The 18,493-nt window shown below is 37.6% G+C and carries 16 protein-coding genes and 1 pseudogene; 7 read left to right on the top strand and 10 right to left on the bottom strand.

The window, feature by feature from the left end:
• Window positions 1-154: 154 nt before the first annotated feature.
• Window positions 155-853, bottom strand: a complete 699-nt coding sequence (gene hda, locus KIP84_RS04565; RefSeq protein ID WP_002118656.1) for a DnaA regulatory inactivator Hda — start codon at window positions 851-853, stop codon at window positions 155-157.
• Window positions 854-873: 20 nt separating this feature from the next.
• Window positions 874-2,067 (bottom strand): chloramphenicol efflux transporter CxpE, encoded by a 1,194-nt coding sequence (cxpE, locus tag KIP84_RS04560; protein WP_002118385.1) that lies wholly within the window; start codon window positions 2,065-2,067, stop codon window positions 874-876.
• Between the two features lie 135 nt (window positions 2,068-2,202).
• Here cxpE and purM point away from each other — a divergent pair, with 135 nt between their 5' ends.
• On the top strand, window positions 2,203-3,273 hold the full coding sequence (gene purM, locus KIP84_RS04555; protein ID WP_017385817.1) for a phosphoribosylformylglycinamidine cyclo-ligase: 1,071 nt from the start codon (window positions 2,203-2,205) through the stop codon (window positions 3,271-3,273).
• Window positions 3,270-3,899 (top strand): phosphoribosylglycinamide formyltransferase, encoded by a 630-nt coding sequence (purN, locus tag KIP84_RS04550; protein ID WP_005073082.1) that lies wholly within the window; start codon window positions 3,270-3,272, stop codon window positions 3,897-3,899. Before purM ends, purN begins: the two co-directional genes overlap by 4 nt.
• A 75-nt stretch (window positions 3,900-3,974) precedes the next feature.
• Here the strand turns inward: purN and KIP84_RS04545 are convergent, their stop codons facing one another.
• On the bottom strand, window positions 3,975-4,775 hold the full coding sequence (locus KIP84_RS04545) for an alpha/beta hydrolase (protein ID WP_002118584.1): 801 nt from the start codon (window positions 4,773-4,775) through the stop codon (window positions 3,975-3,977).
• Between the two features lie 23 nt (window positions 4,776-4,798).
• On the bottom strand, window positions 4,799-5,815 hold the full coding sequence (gene sppA, locus KIP84_RS04540) for a signal peptide peptidase SppA (RefSeq protein ID WP_063099454.1): 1,017 nt from the start codon (window positions 5,813-5,815) through the stop codon (window positions 4,799-4,801).
• Between the two features lie 133 nt (window positions 5,816-5,948).
• Here sppA and KIP84_RS04535 point away from each other — a divergent pair, with 133 nt between their 5' ends.
• Entirely contained in the window at window positions 5,949-6,932 is a 984-nt protein-coding gene (locus KIP84_RS04535) for a lysophospholipid acyltransferase family protein (protein ID WP_130120328.1), read from the top strand.
• Here the strand turns inward: KIP84_RS04535 and KIP84_RS04530 are convergent.
• The 3 genes from KIP84_RS04530 to KIP84_RS04520 all read right to left on the bottom strand — a co-directional run bounded on the left by KIP84_RS04530 (window position 6,885) and on the right by KIP84_RS04520 (window position 11,315).
• Window positions 6,885-9,317: a DNA internalization-related competence protein ComEC/Rec2 gene (locus KIP84_RS04530; protein WP_213689398.1), complete on the bottom strand. Its 2,433-nt coding sequence runs from the start codon at window positions 9,315-9,317 to the stop codon at window positions 6,885-6,887. The genes KIP84_RS04535 and KIP84_RS04530 overlap by 48 nt on opposite strands.
• An 83-nt stretch (window positions 9,318-9,400) precedes the next feature.
• The gene (gene lolD, locus KIP84_RS04525; protein ID WP_086265479.1) at window positions 9,401-10,087 is read right to left on the bottom strand and encodes a lipoprotein-releasing ABC transporter ATP-binding protein LolD; all 687 of its coding nucleotides are present in this window, start codon (window positions 10,085-10,087) and stop codon (window positions 9,401-9,403) included.
• Window positions 10,080-11,315, bottom strand: a complete 1,236-nt coding sequence (locus tag KIP84_RS04520; protein ID WP_004790618.1) for a lipoprotein-releasing ABC transporter permease subunit — start codon at window positions 11,313-11,315, stop codon at window positions 10,080-10,082. The genes lolD and KIP84_RS04520 overlap by 8 nt, the downstream gene beginning before the upstream one ends.
• 125 nt (window positions 11,316-11,440) lie before the next feature.
• On the opposite strand from KIP84_RS04520, the pseudogene KIP84_RS18735 reads away from it, so the two are divergent.
• Window positions 11,441-11,545, top strand: a pseudogene (locus tag KIP84_RS18735) (PilZ domain-containing protein); the annotation flags it as partial.
• A gap of 29 nt (window positions 11,546-11,574) precedes the next feature.
• Here the strand turns inward: KIP84_RS18735 and KIP84_RS04515 are convergent.
• Together KIP84_RS04515 and KIP84_RS04510 are read right to left on the bottom strand one after the other, a co-directional pair.
• Window positions 11,575-12,483 carry an EamA family transporter gene (locus tag KIP84_RS04515; protein WP_213689397.1) on the bottom strand — a complete coding sequence of 303 codons (909 nt, stop codon included), beginning with the start codon at window positions 12,481-12,483 and terminating at the stop codon, window positions 11,575-11,577.
• A 7-nt stretch (window positions 12,484-12,490) separates the two neighbouring features.
• Window positions 12,491-12,979 (bottom strand): YaiI/YqxD family protein, encoded by a 489-nt coding sequence (locus tag KIP84_RS04510; protein ID WP_078210287.1) that lies wholly within the window; start codon window positions 12,977-12,979, stop codon window positions 12,491-12,493.
• 246 nt (window positions 12,980-13,225) lie between these two features.
• On the opposite strand from KIP84_RS04510, the gene KIP84_RS04505 reads away from it, so the two are divergent.
• Entirely contained in the window at window positions 13,226-14,167 is a 942-nt protein-coding gene (locus tag KIP84_RS04505; protein WP_068556679.1) for a hypothetical protein, read from the top strand.
• A 238-nt stretch (window positions 14,168-14,405) separates the two neighbouring features.
• On the opposite strand, the gene serC is transcribed toward KIP84_RS04505, so the two are convergent.
• Window positions 14,406-15,485, bottom strand: coding sequence for a 3-phosphoserine/phosphohydroxythreonine transaminase (serC, locus tag KIP84_RS04500; protein WP_032007064.1), 1,080 nt, complete (start codon window positions 15,483-15,485; stop codon window positions 14,406-14,408).
• Window positions 15,486-15,870: 385 nt separating this feature from the next.
• Here serC and KIP84_RS04495 point away from each other — a divergent pair, with 385 nt between their 5' ends.
• Complete coding sequence (locus KIP84_RS04495; RefSeq protein WP_213689396.1) at window positions 15,871-17,358, top strand: TolC family protein; 1,488 nt, start codon at window positions 15,871-15,873, stop codon at window positions 17,356-17,358.
• A gap of 12 nt (window positions 17,359-17,370) precedes the next feature.
• Window positions 17,371-18,492 carry an efflux RND transporter periplasmic adaptor subunit gene (locus KIP84_RS04490; protein WP_213689395.1) on the top strand — a complete coding sequence of 374 codons (1,122 nt, stop codon included), beginning with the start codon at window positions 17,371-17,373 and terminating at the stop codon, window positions 18,490-18,492.
• Window position 18,493 lies beyond the last annotated feature (1 nt).

Genomic DNA, 18,493 nt, shown 5'->3' with positions numbered 1-18,493 from the left:
AAATACAAAAAAGTGGCGTATTAAAAAATTAAAAGAAAATTTAATAGATATAAATATAACTATTCTGAAAGGAGAAAAACTTATGTAGAGAAAGCCATTTTTTAAATTGTATGAGTTTAATTTAAGCAAAACAGCAAACTTAAGTTAAAGAAACTTATTGTTGATACTCATCAATCAAAGCGTAAATTTGTCTTAAAGTCGCATTAGAAAGTTTTGTTTTTTCACCTTTGAGCAGTTTTTCTAACTGAGCAACAGTTTGCAGTAAAAGAGACGCTTGATGAGGACCATGTAATAATAAGTAGTCAACAATTTGTTGATCAAAGTGGATACCCCTTCTAGCCATTACAGATGTCACTAAGGCATAGCGATCTGCATATAAACTTCCACTTGGTACTTTTACACTAACAGCTTGTGTAAGTCGTGATTGTAAGTCTGGTAATTCCAGCTTTAATTCAATCGGTGCTACACGCGAAGAAAATACCAGTTGTCCTTCATGATTATTCATTAAATGAAAAACAGCTTTTTGCCAATGAGGCACACCACTAATCGATTCAATATCATCCAAAGCAACAAGATCATAATGTTCTAAAGAGGTAATTGCCTCAATAGGTGCATCAAGAAGTTCGAGCAAAGATACTTTAATAGCAGATTTGCCTATTTCTAAATAAGAATCACAAATTGCAGAAAGTAAATGACTCTTCCCCGTCCCCGCTCCACCGTAAATATAGAACCTACTCACCAGACCAGCATGTAGTTGACGCACGGCATCGACTACATGCCCCCAACCCGGTCCCGAAAAATCACTGATTCGAGCATCAAGTTGAGGTTCTATATCCAGTTGGAGTTGACGCATATATTGAATTAACCTTGAAATTATTTCTGGTTAGGAGATTTTAGTTCATCTGTATCTTGCTGTGTTTTAACTTCAAGATCAAGCTTAGTGCTTTCGGTTTGTACATGAATTTGCTCAATATCGCCATGTTGGATCACTAATGTAGATGGTGGAGCATAAAGTGAGCTTCTTTCGTAATTCTCTCTTAAATGCTTCAACAACACTACAATAACCGCAGCAACAGGCAATGCAATTAACATTCCCAAGAAGCCTGCAAGTTGTGCACCTGCCAATACTGCAAAAACAACTGCTACAGGAGATAAGCCAATTTTATCACCCAGTAGGAATGGCTGTAAGATATAGCCTTCTACCGCTTGACCAATCATAAAGACGATACCAACCAGTAATAGATGCATCCAATCCAAGCCAAACTGGAACAGGCTGGCAATAACAGCGGCAATAATACCTACGGCAAAACCTAAATAAGGAATAATACTAGCAAGCCCTGCCACCATACCAATAATCAGGCCAACTTCCAAACCGATGAGCTGTAAACCAACTGCATACACTACGCCAAGCAATAGCATGACAAGAAACTGACCTTTAACAAATGCCCCTAAAACGCTATGGCATTCACCAACGATCTGTAAAGTAGTTGCTTCATATGGACGCGGAATGAGACGACGTAAGTTTTGTAACATACGTTCCCAATCAAGCAAGAAATAGAAAGCAATAATTGGAATTAAAACAACTGTTCCACCAATCTGAATAAAATTCAAACCAGATTGAGCCAGTTTTAATAACACTGCCTGAATGCTGTCTGCGCTATAGTTTGTTTGGACATATTCCATGACAGCTTTAGACAACTGCTCTGTGTCAATTTCCATTTGCTGGACATTAAATGTCGAAGACACCCAAGGTAAAAAGGTAGCGTTAATCCAGTGAATACCTGCTGGAATACTATCTCGGGCATAAACTAATTGTTTCCAAATCAGTGGAACTAAATACCAGAGTGCAATAGTTAAGGTTACACCTATTCCAACAAATACCACGCTAATTGCTAACCAGCGAGGCAATTTCATTTTTACCAGCACATCAACAAGTGGACTGAATAAATAAGCCAGGAAAAAAGCACCGATAAAAGGAATGACTACAGGCTTGAGTAAGTACAACACCCATACCAGCAATACAATACCTGCGAGTAAAAAAATACGGCGCAGTATACGATCTTGCATAAAATCTAGCCTTTTTTGATTTAATCGTTATAAATGAAAAAATATTTTTATTAAAGATAGCATTTTCGAGCATAAATAACATAAGAGTTTCGTATATTCAGGTTATAATCTGCCGCCAATGCGGAGACTTCATTTATGAGCAACTCAACTTCTACCCCAAATACCGGTTTAAGCTACAAAGATGCGGGTGTCGACATTGAAGCGGGCGACGCACTGGTCGATCGTATCAAGTCAGTCGCTAAACGTACAAGTCGTCCTGAAGTAATGGGCGGGCTTGGTGGCTTTGGTGCACTATGCAAAATTCCTAAAGGTTATGAAGAGCCTGTTTTAGTTTCTGGAACCGATGGTGTAGGAACTAAATTACGTTTGGCCCTTAATCTCAATCGTCATGACACAATCGGCCAAGACCTTGTGGCTATGTGTGTAAATGACCTTTTAGTTTGTGGCGCAGAACCATTATTCTTCCTTGATTATTACGCGACTGGTCACTTAAATGTTGACGTTGCTGCAAATGTTGTTACTGGTATTGGTAAAGGTTGTGAGCTTGCAGGTTGCGCACTTGTAGGTGGTGAAACCGCAGAAATGCCAGGCATGTACGAAGGCGAAGATTACGACCTTGCTGGTTTTGCCGTTGGTGTTGTTGAGCAAAGCAAAATTATTGATGGCTCTAAAGTAAAGTCTGGTGATGTACTTATTGGTGTTGCATCAAGTGGTGCTCACTCGAATGGTTACTCATTACTACGTAAAATTTTAGACGTTAAAAACGTTGATTTAACTCAAACGATTGATGGTCGTCCTCTTGCTGATGTAGCAATGGAACCAACTCGTATTTATGTAAAACCAGTTCTTGAACTCTGCAAACAAGTTGATGTTCATGCTATGGCGCACATTACTGGTGGTGGTTTACCAGGTAACTTACCTCGTGTATTGCCAAATGGTGCTCAAGCGGTTATTGATGAATCTTCTTGGGAATGGCCTGAATTGTTCCAACTTCTACAACGCGAAGGCAATGTAGAACGCTTTGAAATGTACCGTACGTTTAACTGTGGTGTAGGTATGGTTATTGCTGTTGATGCAAATGATGCTGAAAAAACAATTGAAGTACTTAATGCTCAAGGCGAAAAAGCTTGGAAAATCGGACATATCCAAGAAAATGCTGAGTCAGTGGAAGGTGCAGACGAAAAAATTCGTGTGATCTTTGCATGATAAAAATTGCTGTTCTAGTCTCTGGGAATGGCAGTAATTTACAGGCCTTGATAGATGCAAATCTATCAGGGCAAATTGTAGGTGTACTGTCTAATAAAGCAGATGCTTATGCCCTAGAGCGTGCTCAAAAAGCCAATATTGCTACCGCTGTTATCTCCCATAAAGACTTTCCAACGCGCGAAGTGTTTGATGAGGCAATGCATCAGCAACTCTTAGCTTGGGAAGTAGATGTAGTTATTTTAGCTGGCTTCATGCGTATCTTAACACCAACCTTTGTCAACAAATGGCAAGGGAAAATGCTGAATATACATCCCTCGCTTCTTCCAGCTTACAAAGGTGTGAATACTCATCAACGTGTTTTAAACACAGGTGATCGTTTGCATGGTTGTACCGTACACTTTGTAACTGCTGAACTGGATTCTGGTCAATCTATTGCCCAATCAGCTATATCAGTTAAAGAACATGATACTGTCGCTTCATTAGCAGATCGAGTCCATACACTTGAGCACTTTATCTACCCACAAGTTGCAGAGTGGCTGTGTAACGGTCAACTTACATGGAAAGATGGGCAAGCCTATTTCCGTAATCAAGTTCTAAAAGACCCTATTCGTTTTGCAAGTTGGTAAAGTATTTTACTAACAAACAAAAATAAAAAAGGACATGCTGGCATGTCCTTTTTTATAAGCTTTAAATTAATTTAATTAATGATGAATCAATTTCTTTATAGAATTTACTGTATCAATAGGATGCTCTAGAGGGAACATATGGCCCCCTTCAACCACAGTAAATGGGATTCCCATTTTTCGCTTTGCCATTTGAGGAAAGCCTCTTTTTAAAAAATCACTTCCTTTACCCACAACTAAATGCACAGGCATCTTAGGTTTTGGCATAGGCAGCCACCACCAAGAAGGATTTTTACGGAAAATTGCAACTTCATCTTCACGAGAAATCGTTAAAGTTACTCCACCGCGAATCGAATCTTCTTTCAAAGCATAATCAATATAAGCCTGAAAACAATCTTCATCAAAATCTTTATAAAATCCTTTAGGACGAAGTAACTCAGCAGCCTGCTCTCTCGACTCCCAATGTTCACGACGACGTGCAGATAAGCCCGCCGGTGTCATCGCATCAACCAATTTAGGACGAAATAATTTTGCCATATGAAAAGCAAATGAATATCGCCCTAAAATAAGAGGCGGATCTAACATAATGACTTGAGAAAACAGTTCAGGACGTCGAAAAGATGCCATTAATGTTAAAACCGAACCAAGAGAATGGCCAAGTCCAATCACTTTACGTCCTTTCGCCTGACGCACAATACTATCAATAACTTGATCAACCAAAGCAGGCCAATGGTTAGTCACAGGATAACGTTTGTCAGGACCAATGAGTGGAACATAAATTACATCATACTCATCTTTTAATTGATCAAACAGTTTTTGATACACCATAGATGGCACACCATTGGCATGCGCAAAGTGTATAACCGGTTTCATTGACATACCGTTATCCTAAAAATACAGATTTATTGTAATTTTGCGCTTTGACTAGTCTGCACCTCTTGAGCAATAGATTCACTTACTCCTTGCCCGATTTGTGCCCCCATACGACCCAAAATGGATTGTAGTGGGTTACGCTCAATTGTGTAGTCAACTTTATTATCAAGGTTTAATTCACGCATCAAGCTCGTAATACTACCTGAACGGTCAGCAACACCTAATTGAATTGCTTGTTCACCCGTCCAGAATAAGCCAGAAAAAATAGCTGGATCATTCGATTTCAAACGCTTACCACGGCCTTCTTTCACTGCGGTAATAAAGTGAGTATGAACATTATCAAGAACAGATTGAATATGTTGCTTTTGAGCAGGATCAATCGGTTTTGTCATACTTAAAATGTCTTTATTCGTTCCGGCAGTTAAAGTGCGGTCTTCAATACCGAGCTTCTGAGCTAAACCAGTAATGCCATAGTTAGGCATGATTACACCAATTGAGCCCACTAAACTTGATGGGTTGACAATAATCTCATCCGCAGCAGAAGCGATATAGTACGCACCCGATGCCCCCATATCACCAATAACGGCATAAACTTTCTTATCAGGGTGCTGTTTTTTCAAATAACGAATTTCCTGCCAGATTTCATCAGACTGAACTGGAGAACCGCCAGGTGAGTTAATGTTAAGTGCAACAGCCTTACTATTTGAGGCTTCAAAAGCACGTTTAAGCGCTTTATTCGTATCTTCACTATTTACCGCTTGATTACTGGAAGCATCAATCGTTCCTATAATATCCACCACTGCCAAATGAGCACTACTGCTACTTACAGCAGAGCCTTCTTTGCTGGTTGAACAGCCTTTGCCCATGAGTACAATAATGAATAGTAAATAAATAAAAGTTAATGTTTTAAAGAAGATACCCCAACGACGACTACGGCGTTGCTCTTCTACTGAAGCGAGTACAGCCTTCTCAAGAATTTGCCATTCTGGTCCATTTTGTTTAGGGATTATAGGTTCATTTTGTGGTTTTGGTGGCCAATCGGACATAAAATTCCAATCCAAATCAATCTAAAATGATGTCATTATATACGTTGATTTGATAAAAACTGTCTAAATTATATGATTTCATTTATAATATTTTTATCTTTTTTTACTTGTTGCCTCCTTTTTACCGCGATAGATGACCAAACTAGATGTAAAAAGCATGAACTATTACTTACTCAAAACTTTTAGCCGTCAACCCATTCAATTTGGACGTTTTATTGCCCGTATGTTGGCAGGGTTAGTCAATACTTTAAAAATTACTAGAACATCAAAAAGTATAGAACTTAACTTACAAATTGCACTTCCCCACTTAACACCACAGCAACGAATAGATATTACACAACAAGCTATTCGTAACGAGTTAACCTCATACTTCGAGTTTTTAAGTATTTGGGGCTCATCAAATAGTAAGAATATTTCACGTATTCACCATATTGAGGGTGAACATTACTTTCATGAAGCATTGGCAGCAAAAAAAGGTGTGGTTTTGATTGTTCCACATTTTGGTACATGGGAAATCATGAATGCTTGGTGTGCCCAGTTCACTTCCATGACTATTTTATACAAGCCTGTAAAAAATGAAGATGCAGACCGTTTTGTTCGAGAAGCACGTAGCCGTGAACAAGCCAACTTGGTACCTACCGATGAGACTGGTGTTCGACAAATTTTTAAAGCACTCAAACAAGGCGAAACTACTGTAATTTTACCCGACCATACACCTAATGTTGGTGGGGATATGATCAATTATTTTGGTGTACCACTTGCCTCAAGTAATTTAAGCGCCAAGCTCATCCAAAAAACAAAAGCCAAAGCATTATTTCTTTATGCGATTCGTAATGAACACGACGGTTTTACGATGCATATTGAGCCTATGGATGAGAAGATTTACGAAGGTAGTGCCGATGATGGAACGTATGTCATCCATCAAGCAATTGAACAACTAATTCATCAATATCCAGAGCACTACCACTGGAGTTATAAACGTTTTAAAGCAAATCCCGCTTTAGATAATATTTACAATATTGATCCGACTGAAGCACTTCAAATTGTAGATAAGCTTAAAGCAGAAGCTTCACAAATTCCTGTGAAGCCAAGTACGTTCGAAACGTCGAGTATATAAAACTATCTCATGATTGCGAGATACAAAGCTTAATGTTCCTTGTTCAACTGTACTTTTAAACGGAATATTAAGTGCTTGTACTCTCGCTAACACTTCTTTACTTGGATGACCGTATCGATTATTAAAGCCAGTAGAGGCAACAACAAGCTTTGGTTTTAGAGTCGCTAAAAAGTCATAAGCCGAACTATGTTTACTCCCATGATGACCTAATACCAGAACATCTACCTTTAAATCAGGATATTCTTTCATGAGTTGATATTCTGCTTCCCACCCTGCGTCGCCCATGATTAAATAATTTTGATAGCCATTTATCTGTTTTAAATGAATATAAACCACACAAGAATATTGATTTTGATTAGAAGGAACTAAGTTTAAATCATTTTCTTTAGGCCAAAGGATTTCAATATCTAACTGTGGATATTGCCATTTTTGCCCTTGATGGCAATAAGTAAATGGCTCTTTAATTTGCTCTGTCCATCGTTCATTTGATATGACTTGTTTAATAGGAAAGGCCTGAGCGATTGAAGGAAATGCTCCGCTATGATCTTGATCGAGATGAGATAGTACGACGTGATCCAATTGTTTAGTTCCCTTTTGGCGTAAATATGGAATCACGACATTTTGGCCAATACTAAAGGCTTTCTCATCATAAGACCCACCCGTATCAATGAGCCATGTCTGCTGCGGGTGTTGCAAGAAAATAGCTTGTCCCTGTCCCACATCTATAATATTTAATTGAATTTGCTGGGATGACTTATCTGGAATGATCAAGGGTAAACAGCATATTAGTCCCCAAGATTTTGGTAAAACTCCACGCGGTAAAAATAAGATAATAATAACGAAGCTAAGGCAAACTAAAGCAAGTGGTGTCAGACTAAAACCTTGTAATGGTAGAGATAACTTCTCTAAAAGATTAAAACATGACAGTACTATACTAATCAGGACGTCATTAATTTGAAAAAGTAAATTTCCGAATGAGTTAAAAATAAGCCATACACAAGCTGCAAAAATATTTAAAGGAACAATCACTCCTCCGAGTAAAGGAACAGCAATAATATTTGTAAAAGGAGCAACCCATGAAATTTGTTGAAAGAAAATCAGTATTAAGGGACATAAAGCAATAAATATTTTGCCTTGAGATTCAATTAAAATTTTACTGAAAAGAATGATTCTAGATAACAGATTAGTTAAAACAAGATTTGGAGCCTGCTCTATAGTTTGATAAATCCGTAATAAAATAAAGCAAGAACCATAAGAGAGCCAAAATCCTGCCGATAAAACACTAAAAGGATCGCAAAATAAAAGCAGACTTGCACTGTAAACCAAGAGTGAAAATGGCTTAACAGGCAGTTTAATTAATAACAAAGAAGCAAATAAAAATACTGAAAGTAAAGTTCGTAAGGCGGGAATTTCAAAACCAACAAATGCCGTATAAATCAAAACACCGAAACATAATGGAATCATCGCCCAAATTTGTTTAGGTTGATGCAAATAAAGCTGCGGATAATATCGTCGTACTAATTGATGTAATCCCCAAGAGAACATGATGGCAAAAATGAGTACATGAGGCCCTGAAATGGCCAATAAATGAGAGATTCCTAATTCCTTAAATTGATTTTTAATCTCATCATTTAAAAGACTTTCGTCCCCTGTTAATAAAGCTAATAACAGTCCTTTATTTTGTAAAGGAGATTGTTTTAACATTAATCTAAATGTCAGACGCAATTTTTCTATATTTAATTTTTGTCTGTTAAAGAATTTTTGTTGCTCTTTTAAATGCTGTTGATAACCCAACTGATAAACTTCATCAGAGCTTAAAGGCTCAATATGCTGAACACTAAAACCAGACATTATATTTCGTTGAATGAACCATTGTTCTTGGTCGAAAACACCGGCCACTGCGTAACTATGAGCAGGTTTGGTTTTGCCAGAAATTCGATAATAATGACCTAATTGTAATTTTGATTCATCTAACGCTGAGTTTACTTTTTGATTTTTTAAATATAAAAGCCAATTGACGGGATGTAAGGACTGCCCTAGTACCTGAACGGGTTGCTGCGTCTTATTTTCTTTTTCTTCACTTATACGATCTACATACACAACAATATCTAAAGATTTAGGCTGCATTTGTCGCAGTTCTAATCTTTCATTTAAGGTATGCTGAGCATATTGATGTCCTATAGTAAAAAAACTAATAGCACAGACTAGACAGTAAATGGCTTTTAATATGGGGCGATTTAAGAAAATATTTCTCTTAAAAATATAAAAAATAAAGCCCATAACAAGCAAGACTTTACCTACCCACCCATATTGCATTATTAAAGGGATATCTCTCCCCATAAATGCAATACCCCCAATCCACCCCATTAAAATAAGTTTTAACATTTAAAGTCATATCATTATCTTTTTAGGGGCAAAATTAAAGCCCAACTCAGTGGGCTTTAACAATGTGATTTAATGACAATTTTTTAAGAACTACTCACCCAGAGTCCATCTTGCATGTGCAAAATAGAATCAGCAGCCTGAGCTAAATGCTCATCATGGGTCACAATTAACATTGCCATGTTAAGTTCTTTCTTAAGATCGGTCAGTAATTCAAAAATACCTAGAGCTGTTTTACGGTCTAAATTACCTGTAGGTTCATCAGCCAGAACAACCGCAGGTTTAGTGACTAAAGCACGCGCTAACGCCACACGTTGGCGCTCACCACCTGAAAGCTCACCTGGCTTATGATCCATACGATGAGATAACCCAACTCGATCAAGTAAATATTCAGCTTGCGCTTTTACCGATTTAAATTGGCTATCTGCACGAAGCATTAAAGGCATCGCGACATTTTCAAGAGCAGAAAACTCAGGTAATAAATGGTGAAATTGATAAACAAAACCGAGGTATTGGTTACGCTGAAAACCACGTTCAGCTTCGCCTAAATTATCAAAACGCTGACCATTTAAAAATACTTGCCCTTGAGTTGGCTGCTCTAAACCACCTAGCACATGGAGCAAAGTACTTTTACCTGAACCACTCGCACCGACAATAGAAACAAACTGCCCTGCTTCAACTTGTAAAGAGAGACCTTTAATGACTTCAACTTTAGATTTACCGTCATCAAAATGTTTATATATTTCTTTCGCTTCTAGAACAATTTTACTCATAGCGCAGTGCCTCAGCAGGTTGAACTTTGGCAGCACGAAGTGCCGGATAAATAGTCGCCAAGAAGCTTAAAAGTAAAGAAACAATCACAATAATCGTCACATCTTGCCATCTTAAATAAGAAGGAAGGTAATGTACAAAGTAAGCATCAAATAGATTTAAGCCCAACACATTGTTAAACCATGAAATGATATCGCTAATGGTTAAAGCTAAAATTACACCTAAAACCGTACCTGCAACTGTACCAATCACCCCAATCACGGTGCCTTGCACCATAAAGATTTTAGTAATCATCGACGGTGAAGCGCCTAATGTACGTAAAATAGCAATATCTGATTTTTTATCAGTCACCACCATGACCAATGATGAAACAATATTAAATGCTGCAACCACAATAATAAGGACAAGCAATAAACCGACTAGAGTTTTTTCCATTTGAATGGCATTAAATAAATTACCATGCGTATAGGTCCAGTTCGTCGCGTAGAAATTGCTTGGTAAACTTTTGACTAAGTCGTCAGCAACTTGCGGCGCTGCAAAAATATCATCTAGTTTTAAACGAACACCTTGGGCACCATCTGGTAAGCGTAATAAGGTTGAAGCATCGTATAGGGCGATATAACCCACCATAGAGTCGACTTCAGCGCCTACACTAAAAATACCAACCACTTTAAAACGCTTGAAACGAGGTACAACACCTGCTGGAGACGGTGTTGCTTCTGGTAAAACCAATGTCACACTATCATTTAGACGTAAGCCCAATGAATCAGCCATATCTTTACCAAGAACAATACCAAATTCACCTTTTTTAAGTGAATCTAAACTCCCGGCAACAATATGATTTTGAATAATAGAGACATTCTTTTCATATTTTGGGTCAATACCCGTCACCATAATACCAGCGACTTGCCCTTGCGCAGTTAACATACCTTGCAATTGCGTAAAAGGTGCAACCCCTGTTACATGTGGATGATGTTCAACTCGCTTCACGAGTTCAGGCCAATCCGTGAGGATTTGTGTAGATGAAACTGTTGCTTGCGGCACCATTCCTAACACACGGTTTTTCAATTCGCGATCGAAACCGTTCATGACAGAAAGTACTGTAATCAGCACAGCGACACCTAGTGTCAAACCGACCATCGAAACCAATGCAATAAAAGAAATAAAATGATTACTGCGTCTTGCGCGAGTATATCTCAACCCTATATACAGTGAGATTGGTTTAAACATACCTTCTAAATCCAAGGTCATTGATGGAAAATATAAGATGTTGATAGCAAATTGCACCCACATCTACTATTTGGCCATACCGTTAGATGCTGTATTAAGGTTTAAAAATCAGTAAGTTCTGATCTTCCCTTAACAATCCTAATATTATATTGCTGCGCTATTTTCTACTAGTTGAGTTGGGAGATCAATTTGATCGTGCATTTCGCTACGAATTAGAACAATTTAATGAATAAGCTCAACAAATTACCCAAATCTTCTCCTATTTAGACTTCATATGTTGAGCAAAGTTCCGATTTGCCTGAATGTCTTTATAGAAATATAAAAAGAGTCCAAACAGGATAATGAAAGCACCTACAAAAACCATAATTGAAAGTTGTTCATGGTTTAAAGCAGCTCCAATGATCATCGCTAACATAGGGGTAATAACTGTCGTTAAAGATAAAGTCGTTGCCTGAATATTTTGTATAAGTTTGAAGTAGCAGAACATAGCAACGAGTGATGCCATAAGTACCGTATAAATTAAGGCAAATAAAGATTTAGCTTCTGGCAAATGTGTTGGTGCATATTGCCAAATAAATGGAATAAAACAACTAGCAAAAATAGAAGAAACTAAAATAGAGCCTGTTGCCTGAGCCATCGGCTGGATCTGTGCATTAACTTTCTTGACCCAGAAAATTGAAAATGAATAAACAAATACACTGATCAGCATAAGAACAATACCAAACGGGTGTACATGCTGATTCGCACCGCTCAGACAAATAATAGCTAGCCCACAGACCGCAATTGCCATACCCAACCATTGCAGCTTATAAAGTTGTTGGCAAAAAGCAAACCGCCCAATAAGCCCCGCCATAATCGGTGCTAAACCAAACATAAGTGCAATCATGCCTGAACTTAAATATTGGGTCGCGGCATAGGTGAAAATTTGAGAACCAATTAAGCTAAAAGATCCGGCAATGTAGCTATGAACTGCTTGTCGATGCGTCGGAAAAGGTGTTCTTAAAATTAGCAATATGATGACAGCCAAAGGCAATGCAATAAAAAAGCGTAATAACAATGCCCACATCAGATGCAGATCAGACACACTCCAGACAATTGCCAAAGGAGTGGTTGCCCAGATAAACACTAACAAGGCATAGGTTAGAGCCAAATTGGTTTGCGATGGCATGCGATGCTCACTTAGCTGTTTTACGTTTTTGCTTTAAAATCGTTTGATCTAATGAACTTGAAAATTCACGTTTATCTCGCTCGGAAATAGGAGGTGGTCCACCAGTTTGCACACCTGCACCACGGAGCGTATCCATGAAATCACGTAGATGTAAACGCGCTTTAACATTCGCCGTTGTATAGACTTCACCACGCGGATGAATAGCAACTCCACCTTTCTCAATCACTTGAGCTGCCAGTGGAATATCTTGTGTAATGACAATGTCATTTTCAACCATACGATCAACTATTTCTTTATCTGCCTGATCAGCACCACTTAAAACCTGTATTGACTTAATGCGAACAGAAGGTGTAATCCCAACATTTTGATTGGCAACAAAAATGACTTCTAATTGATAACGATCTGATGCACGTAAAATCACTTCACGTAAAATTTTCGGTAAGGCGTCTGCGTCTACCCATAGCTTAAATGGCAGCACGTTATTCTCTATTTCCACTAAAAATATTAGTCTAACAGATGCTTTTCGAAGGTGAGTAAAAATAACGATTAAACTGATTTTTAATTTCAACATTTAAATTTTTTATAAATTAAACTTACTTTTAACTTATAAATAGAAACGCCGCTTCTCTTTAAATGACTAAATACGCGCTTTTACAAGAGAATTTACATATGGTGACTTGAAAAATAGCAAACACCCTCGATTTAATATAACAAGTAATGTGAACCCAACAGCATCGTGCTTATGAAAAATCAAAACAGTCCAGAAGTTATTAAAGTAAATGACCAAAATTTTGGTAGTCATGGAGAACATTGGAATCTATTGACGTCCCATCCCGAAACAGATGTACCAAAATGGTTAGGACTGGCACTTGATGCACCTGTAATGCCAATGGGTTTGTGTGAACATGAAGAAGACATGGACCAATCTTTTTGGCTCATTCAAGGTCCACAAGACCAAAAAGTTACCATCAATCAAATTATTGCTGTTGAAAACCAAAAACCTCGTGCGCTTAAAACAGCCTTCCCAAGTTTTGAAAGTCCGTACCAATATAATGCAAAAATTGAACGCATCATTACTTGCGACTCTGCTACACAAGCCGTGTTAAGTTTAAGACTAAATAAAAATACAACTGTTTATGCATTTGATAATTTATTTAGTGTTAACTACTGTCAATATGACAAAAATCAAAACTATCAAGTCCAATTTAATGCATGGGCTTATGAATTAGAACCTGTTCCAGCAGGTGAAAAAATCATTGTTGATGACCCAGCTTCTATTAAACATCACCGTGCATTAAATGCAATTTTAACTGAACATAATGGTGTTGCTCCTGAAAACTTACAGGAACTCATTAATGAATGGCAGCCAAAAAGTCCAGAAGATCAAGAACCTGTAACCGTTGATTTTTCTAAAATGGTCGCTTATTTATATGGCGAAAATCTTGGTCAAGAAGATGAAGCCTGGTTCCAAGGTAATATTGTTGGCAAAACCTCTATGACATTTATGGGGGCAGAATATACCCTTTATGATGTTACTTTGGTTTTAGAAGATGATCTTCCTGCCATATTAGTGCGCATTGCAACCAAAAACGATTTGTATAAAAACTTTAATATTGGCGAATATATTCGCGGTAATATCTGGATTCAGGCGACTATTTGTGCTAAAAAGGGTGAAACTAATTGAATTTCACTAATATTTTAATAATTAGGTTATTGAATGAAGATTATACCCGAACAAACTACCAGCCTCATTCAATCCAGTAGCCTGCGCGTAAAGGTCGATACTGGTGCGTTTTGCTTTTTTGTCTTGGGTATGTTCTTAGCTGCCATATTCATGCACCAGTTTGGTTTAGTGCCTTTTTAATTTATAACTTATTCAATAAATAAAGCCCTCATTTGAGGGCTTTATTTATTTGATTTGCTTAACCATTGCGCTTTGCAAAATCATCCATAAATTTGATTAAAGCCTGTACGCCTTCTAATGGTACGGCATTATAAATACTTGCACGCATACCACCTACAGAACGGTGTCCAGCTAAATTCAACAAGTGATTAGCTTCCGCTTCTTTTAAGAATTGCTTTTCCAAAGCTTCATCTGCCAAGGTAAACGGTACATTCATAATTGAACGGTTTGGAATTGCGATCGGGTTATTGTAGAAATCGCTTGAGTCGATATAACCATATAACAACTGAGCTTTTTCAAGGTTCACTTTATGGATCGCCTCTACCCCACCCTGCTCTAGCAACCACTCAAATACCAAACCAGACAAGTACCAAGCGTAAGTCGATGGCGTATTTACCATAGAACCATTTTTGGCTTGGTCACCATATTTTAAAATACTTGGAATTTCTGGTTTAGCTTGATCAAGTAAGTCATCACGAATAATGACAATTGTTAAACCAGCAGGACCAATATTTTTTTGTGCGCCAGCATAGATTAAACCAAACTTGGTCACATCTAATGGAGCAGATAAAATACTTGATGAATAGTCACAAACAAGTGGAGCCTTTACATCAGGAATTCCTGCGAACTGTAAGCCACCAATCGTTTCATTATCCGCATAATGTACATATGCTGCATCGTCAGATAAATTCCATTCACTTTGTTCAGAAATTGCGAACTTGCCATCTACTTTAATGCCAGCTTCTACAACATTAATATCGCCATAACGTTTTGCTTCTTTTAACGCTTTTTCAGACCAGATGCCGGTGTGAATATAATCGGCTTTACTGTTCTTACCTAAAAGGTTTAAAGGAATCGCAGAAAATTGTAATGACGCACCGCCTTGTAAAAACAGTACTTTATAGTTTTCTGGAATGTTCATTAACTTGCGTAAATCTGCTTCAGCTTTTTCAGCCACAGCAACATAGTCAGCACTACGGTGACTCATTTCCATGATGGATAGACCTTTACCCTGCCAATCCAACAATTCTTGTTGAGCTTTTTCTAAAACGGCAGTAGGTAATGCAGCAGGACCAGCACAGAAATTGTACGCGCGCATGATTTTTCCCTTGTATAAAGTCAAACACAATAAAAATGGCATTTAACCACAGATTGCTTAAGCTTGCAGCAGCTTCTCAAGTAAATATTTCAATGCTGGACTGTATTTAGGTTTATTTTTTCAATTATTGTGGCAGTTATTTCTTTAGTTTTAATGACCAGTTTCATCATTTAAAAAATTTTTTAAGCAAAAAGATCAACTTGACTTGTGATTATCATTTCACATACCTTGATAGCTATTACAAAAATATTGGCTTAGTAAATTCAATAATTAAAGGAGCTAAAAACCACCATGTTTTTATACAAATGTATAATAAACAAGATGATAATTGAATTTAATAACAAGAAATTTAAACTATAAGGGATGCCAAAAATTGTTATTTAAAATGCCAACACACCGATATAGACATTCTATTTTTCCCTTTTCATTTAAACCAAAACATCTTGCTTTGGCTTTAGGCTTTTTTTTCACTAATCATTTATACGCTGGAAGCTTAAGTTATGCTGAAGCAGAACAACAAGCTTTGAAAAGTTCATATAGTACTCAAGCCAACCAAGCATTACAGCAAGCATCTCAATTAGAAGCTGAAGCAGTAAAGGGCCTCGGATTACCTAGAGTTGATTTGAATGTCAGAGCCTACGCTTTTCATAGTGAAACAGATGTACCTCTTGGGGCTTTTAAACAAAAACTTGAGAATGATTTAAGCCAAGGACTAAATGACAAACTTTCACAGTGGAACAATGTCATTCCATCAGATGTGCTGGGACAAGTTCAAGAAGGTGCAAACCAAACCATACATGATGGTATAAATCGCTTTCCTGATTACGCAAACCTGACTATCGAAGATCAGGTGGTACGCCCTTCTATTTCAGTCGTAATGCCACTCTATACAGGCGGCTTAACTAGCAGCGCTAAAAAATTAGCAAATATACAAGCACAGCGCTCTGAACTTTCAAGCCAACAACAACAAGATATACAGCGATTTGAAGTAGTACAAAGTTACTTTAATGTGCAGTTACAGCAGCAGCTGGTTGCAAGTAGCTTATTTAACTTTAATGCAATGCAAAAACATTACAGCAATGCCCTAAAGCTCGAACAACAAGGATTTATTAGTAAAGGGCAACGCATGCAGTTTGAAGTAGCTCGTAATAATGCAGAACGTACTTTACAAAATGCTCAAGCTAACTTAAATGCCAGCCGCTTTAGTCTTAATAATCTTTTACATCAACAAAATAATGTAGATTTAAGTACACCTTTATTTGTAAACAACACTCCAACCCAGTCTCTAGAATCACTTTTAACCAGTTATTCACAAAAATCTAGCCTTGTACAAAAAATGCAGATGGATACTCAATTGGCTAACGTAAATATTCAAGCTCAACAAGCAGCAAAAAAACCAAGTCTATTTGCATTTGGTGAATATGCGCTTGATGAAAATGAAAACTGGATTGTCGGTGTAATGGCAAAATACAACCTATTCTCTGGGGTAGATAAAAATAAGAATATTCATGCTGCCGAATTGAAGCGCTACGCTTCAGAGCTCATGACTGAACGAACTAAACAAGAGATTGAAGCACTTTTGAATAAATCATATAACGAGCTTAACTCTGCTCAACAAAGTCATCAGCTTTTACAAAGAAACGTAAATGCCGCTCAAGAAAACCTACGTATCCAAGAGCTTTCTTTCCGTGAAGGAATGGGTACAGCAACCCAAGTGATTGATGCACAAAATGCATTAAGTGCGTTAAAAACTGAAATGGCTTTAAATGCTTATAAATATGTCATGTCACTCGCGACTTTACTTCAAAGTCACGGCTCAATTGATGAGTTTAAAGCTTACGTTAATCAACCACATACCGACTATATTCGTTAATGGGAGTATAAAATGAATCAAGACTCAGCTCATTCAGAACAAGATGCTCCTGTTGCGGATACGGCAGAAACCAACCCAGTTCAAAAAGATGATCAAGTTAGTGACCATCAAGAATCAAACACAAATAAAGATGGTCAAAAACCCCCTAAAAACTCTAAAATTAAACTGATTATTGGTGTAGTTATTATTGCCCTATTAGGTTTAATTATTTTTGGTTTGTGGAAAAGTTATCAGCTGAAACCTATTGAACTTCAAGGCCGAGTTGAAGCTGAAACTATTCACGTAAGTACAAAAGTTCCAAGTCGTATTGAAGAAATTTATGTACAAGAAGGCCAGAAAATTTCCAAAGGTCAGCCACTTGTTCGTTTGATTAGCCCGGAAATAGAAGCTAAAAAGCAACAAGCCTTGGCTACCTTACAATCGGCTTTAGCATTTCAATCTACGGTAGACCGCGGTTCGCAACAAGAAAATATCGATACTCTTTATGCCAACTGGCAAAGCACGAAAGCACAAGCAAACCTTGCAAAAACTACTTACCAACGCGGTGAAAATTTATATAGACAAGGCGTCATTTCACGTCAAAGACGAGATGAAATGCTTGCTGCACAGACCTCTGCTCAAGAATTAAGTGAGGCCTCTTATCAACAATATGCTCGTGCTAAACGCGGCAGTACCAGCCAACAAAAATCTACAGCAGATGCACAGGTTGAAATTGCAAAAGCTGCAGTAGCTGAAGCAAAAGCTTTAGAGGAAGAGACACGCTTACTCTCTCCGATTTCAGGCACAGTTTCAAAAACTTATGGTAAGCCTTCTGAATTAGTCGCTATGGGCGTGCCTGTTGTCAGCATTTTAGAAGATGATGATTTATGGGTGAGTTTAAACGTGGGTGAAAATCAATATGCCTCTGTTTATAAAAATAAAACCCTTGAAGGATTCATACCTGCTCTTAATCAGAATGTGAATTTTAAAATCAAGAATATTGATGCTGAAGGTGAATTTGCCACCATTAAAACGACTCGCCAAACTGGAGGCTATGATATTCGTAGCTTCAAATTACATCTGGTACCTGAAAGTCCTGTAAAGGATTTAAAGGTTGGTATGAGTGTTCTATTTAAAATTAAAGAAGAAAAATAAA

It is taken from the genome of Acinetobacter sp. BHS4, from assembly GCF_018454425.1.
GTDB classification, from domain to species: Bacteria; Pseudomonadota; Gammaproteobacteria; order Pseudomonadales; family Moraxellaceae; genus Acinetobacter; species Acinetobacter pittii.
Note: the sequence above shows the minus strand (reverse complement) of the source record. Positions and strands in the feature narration are given on the sequence as shown.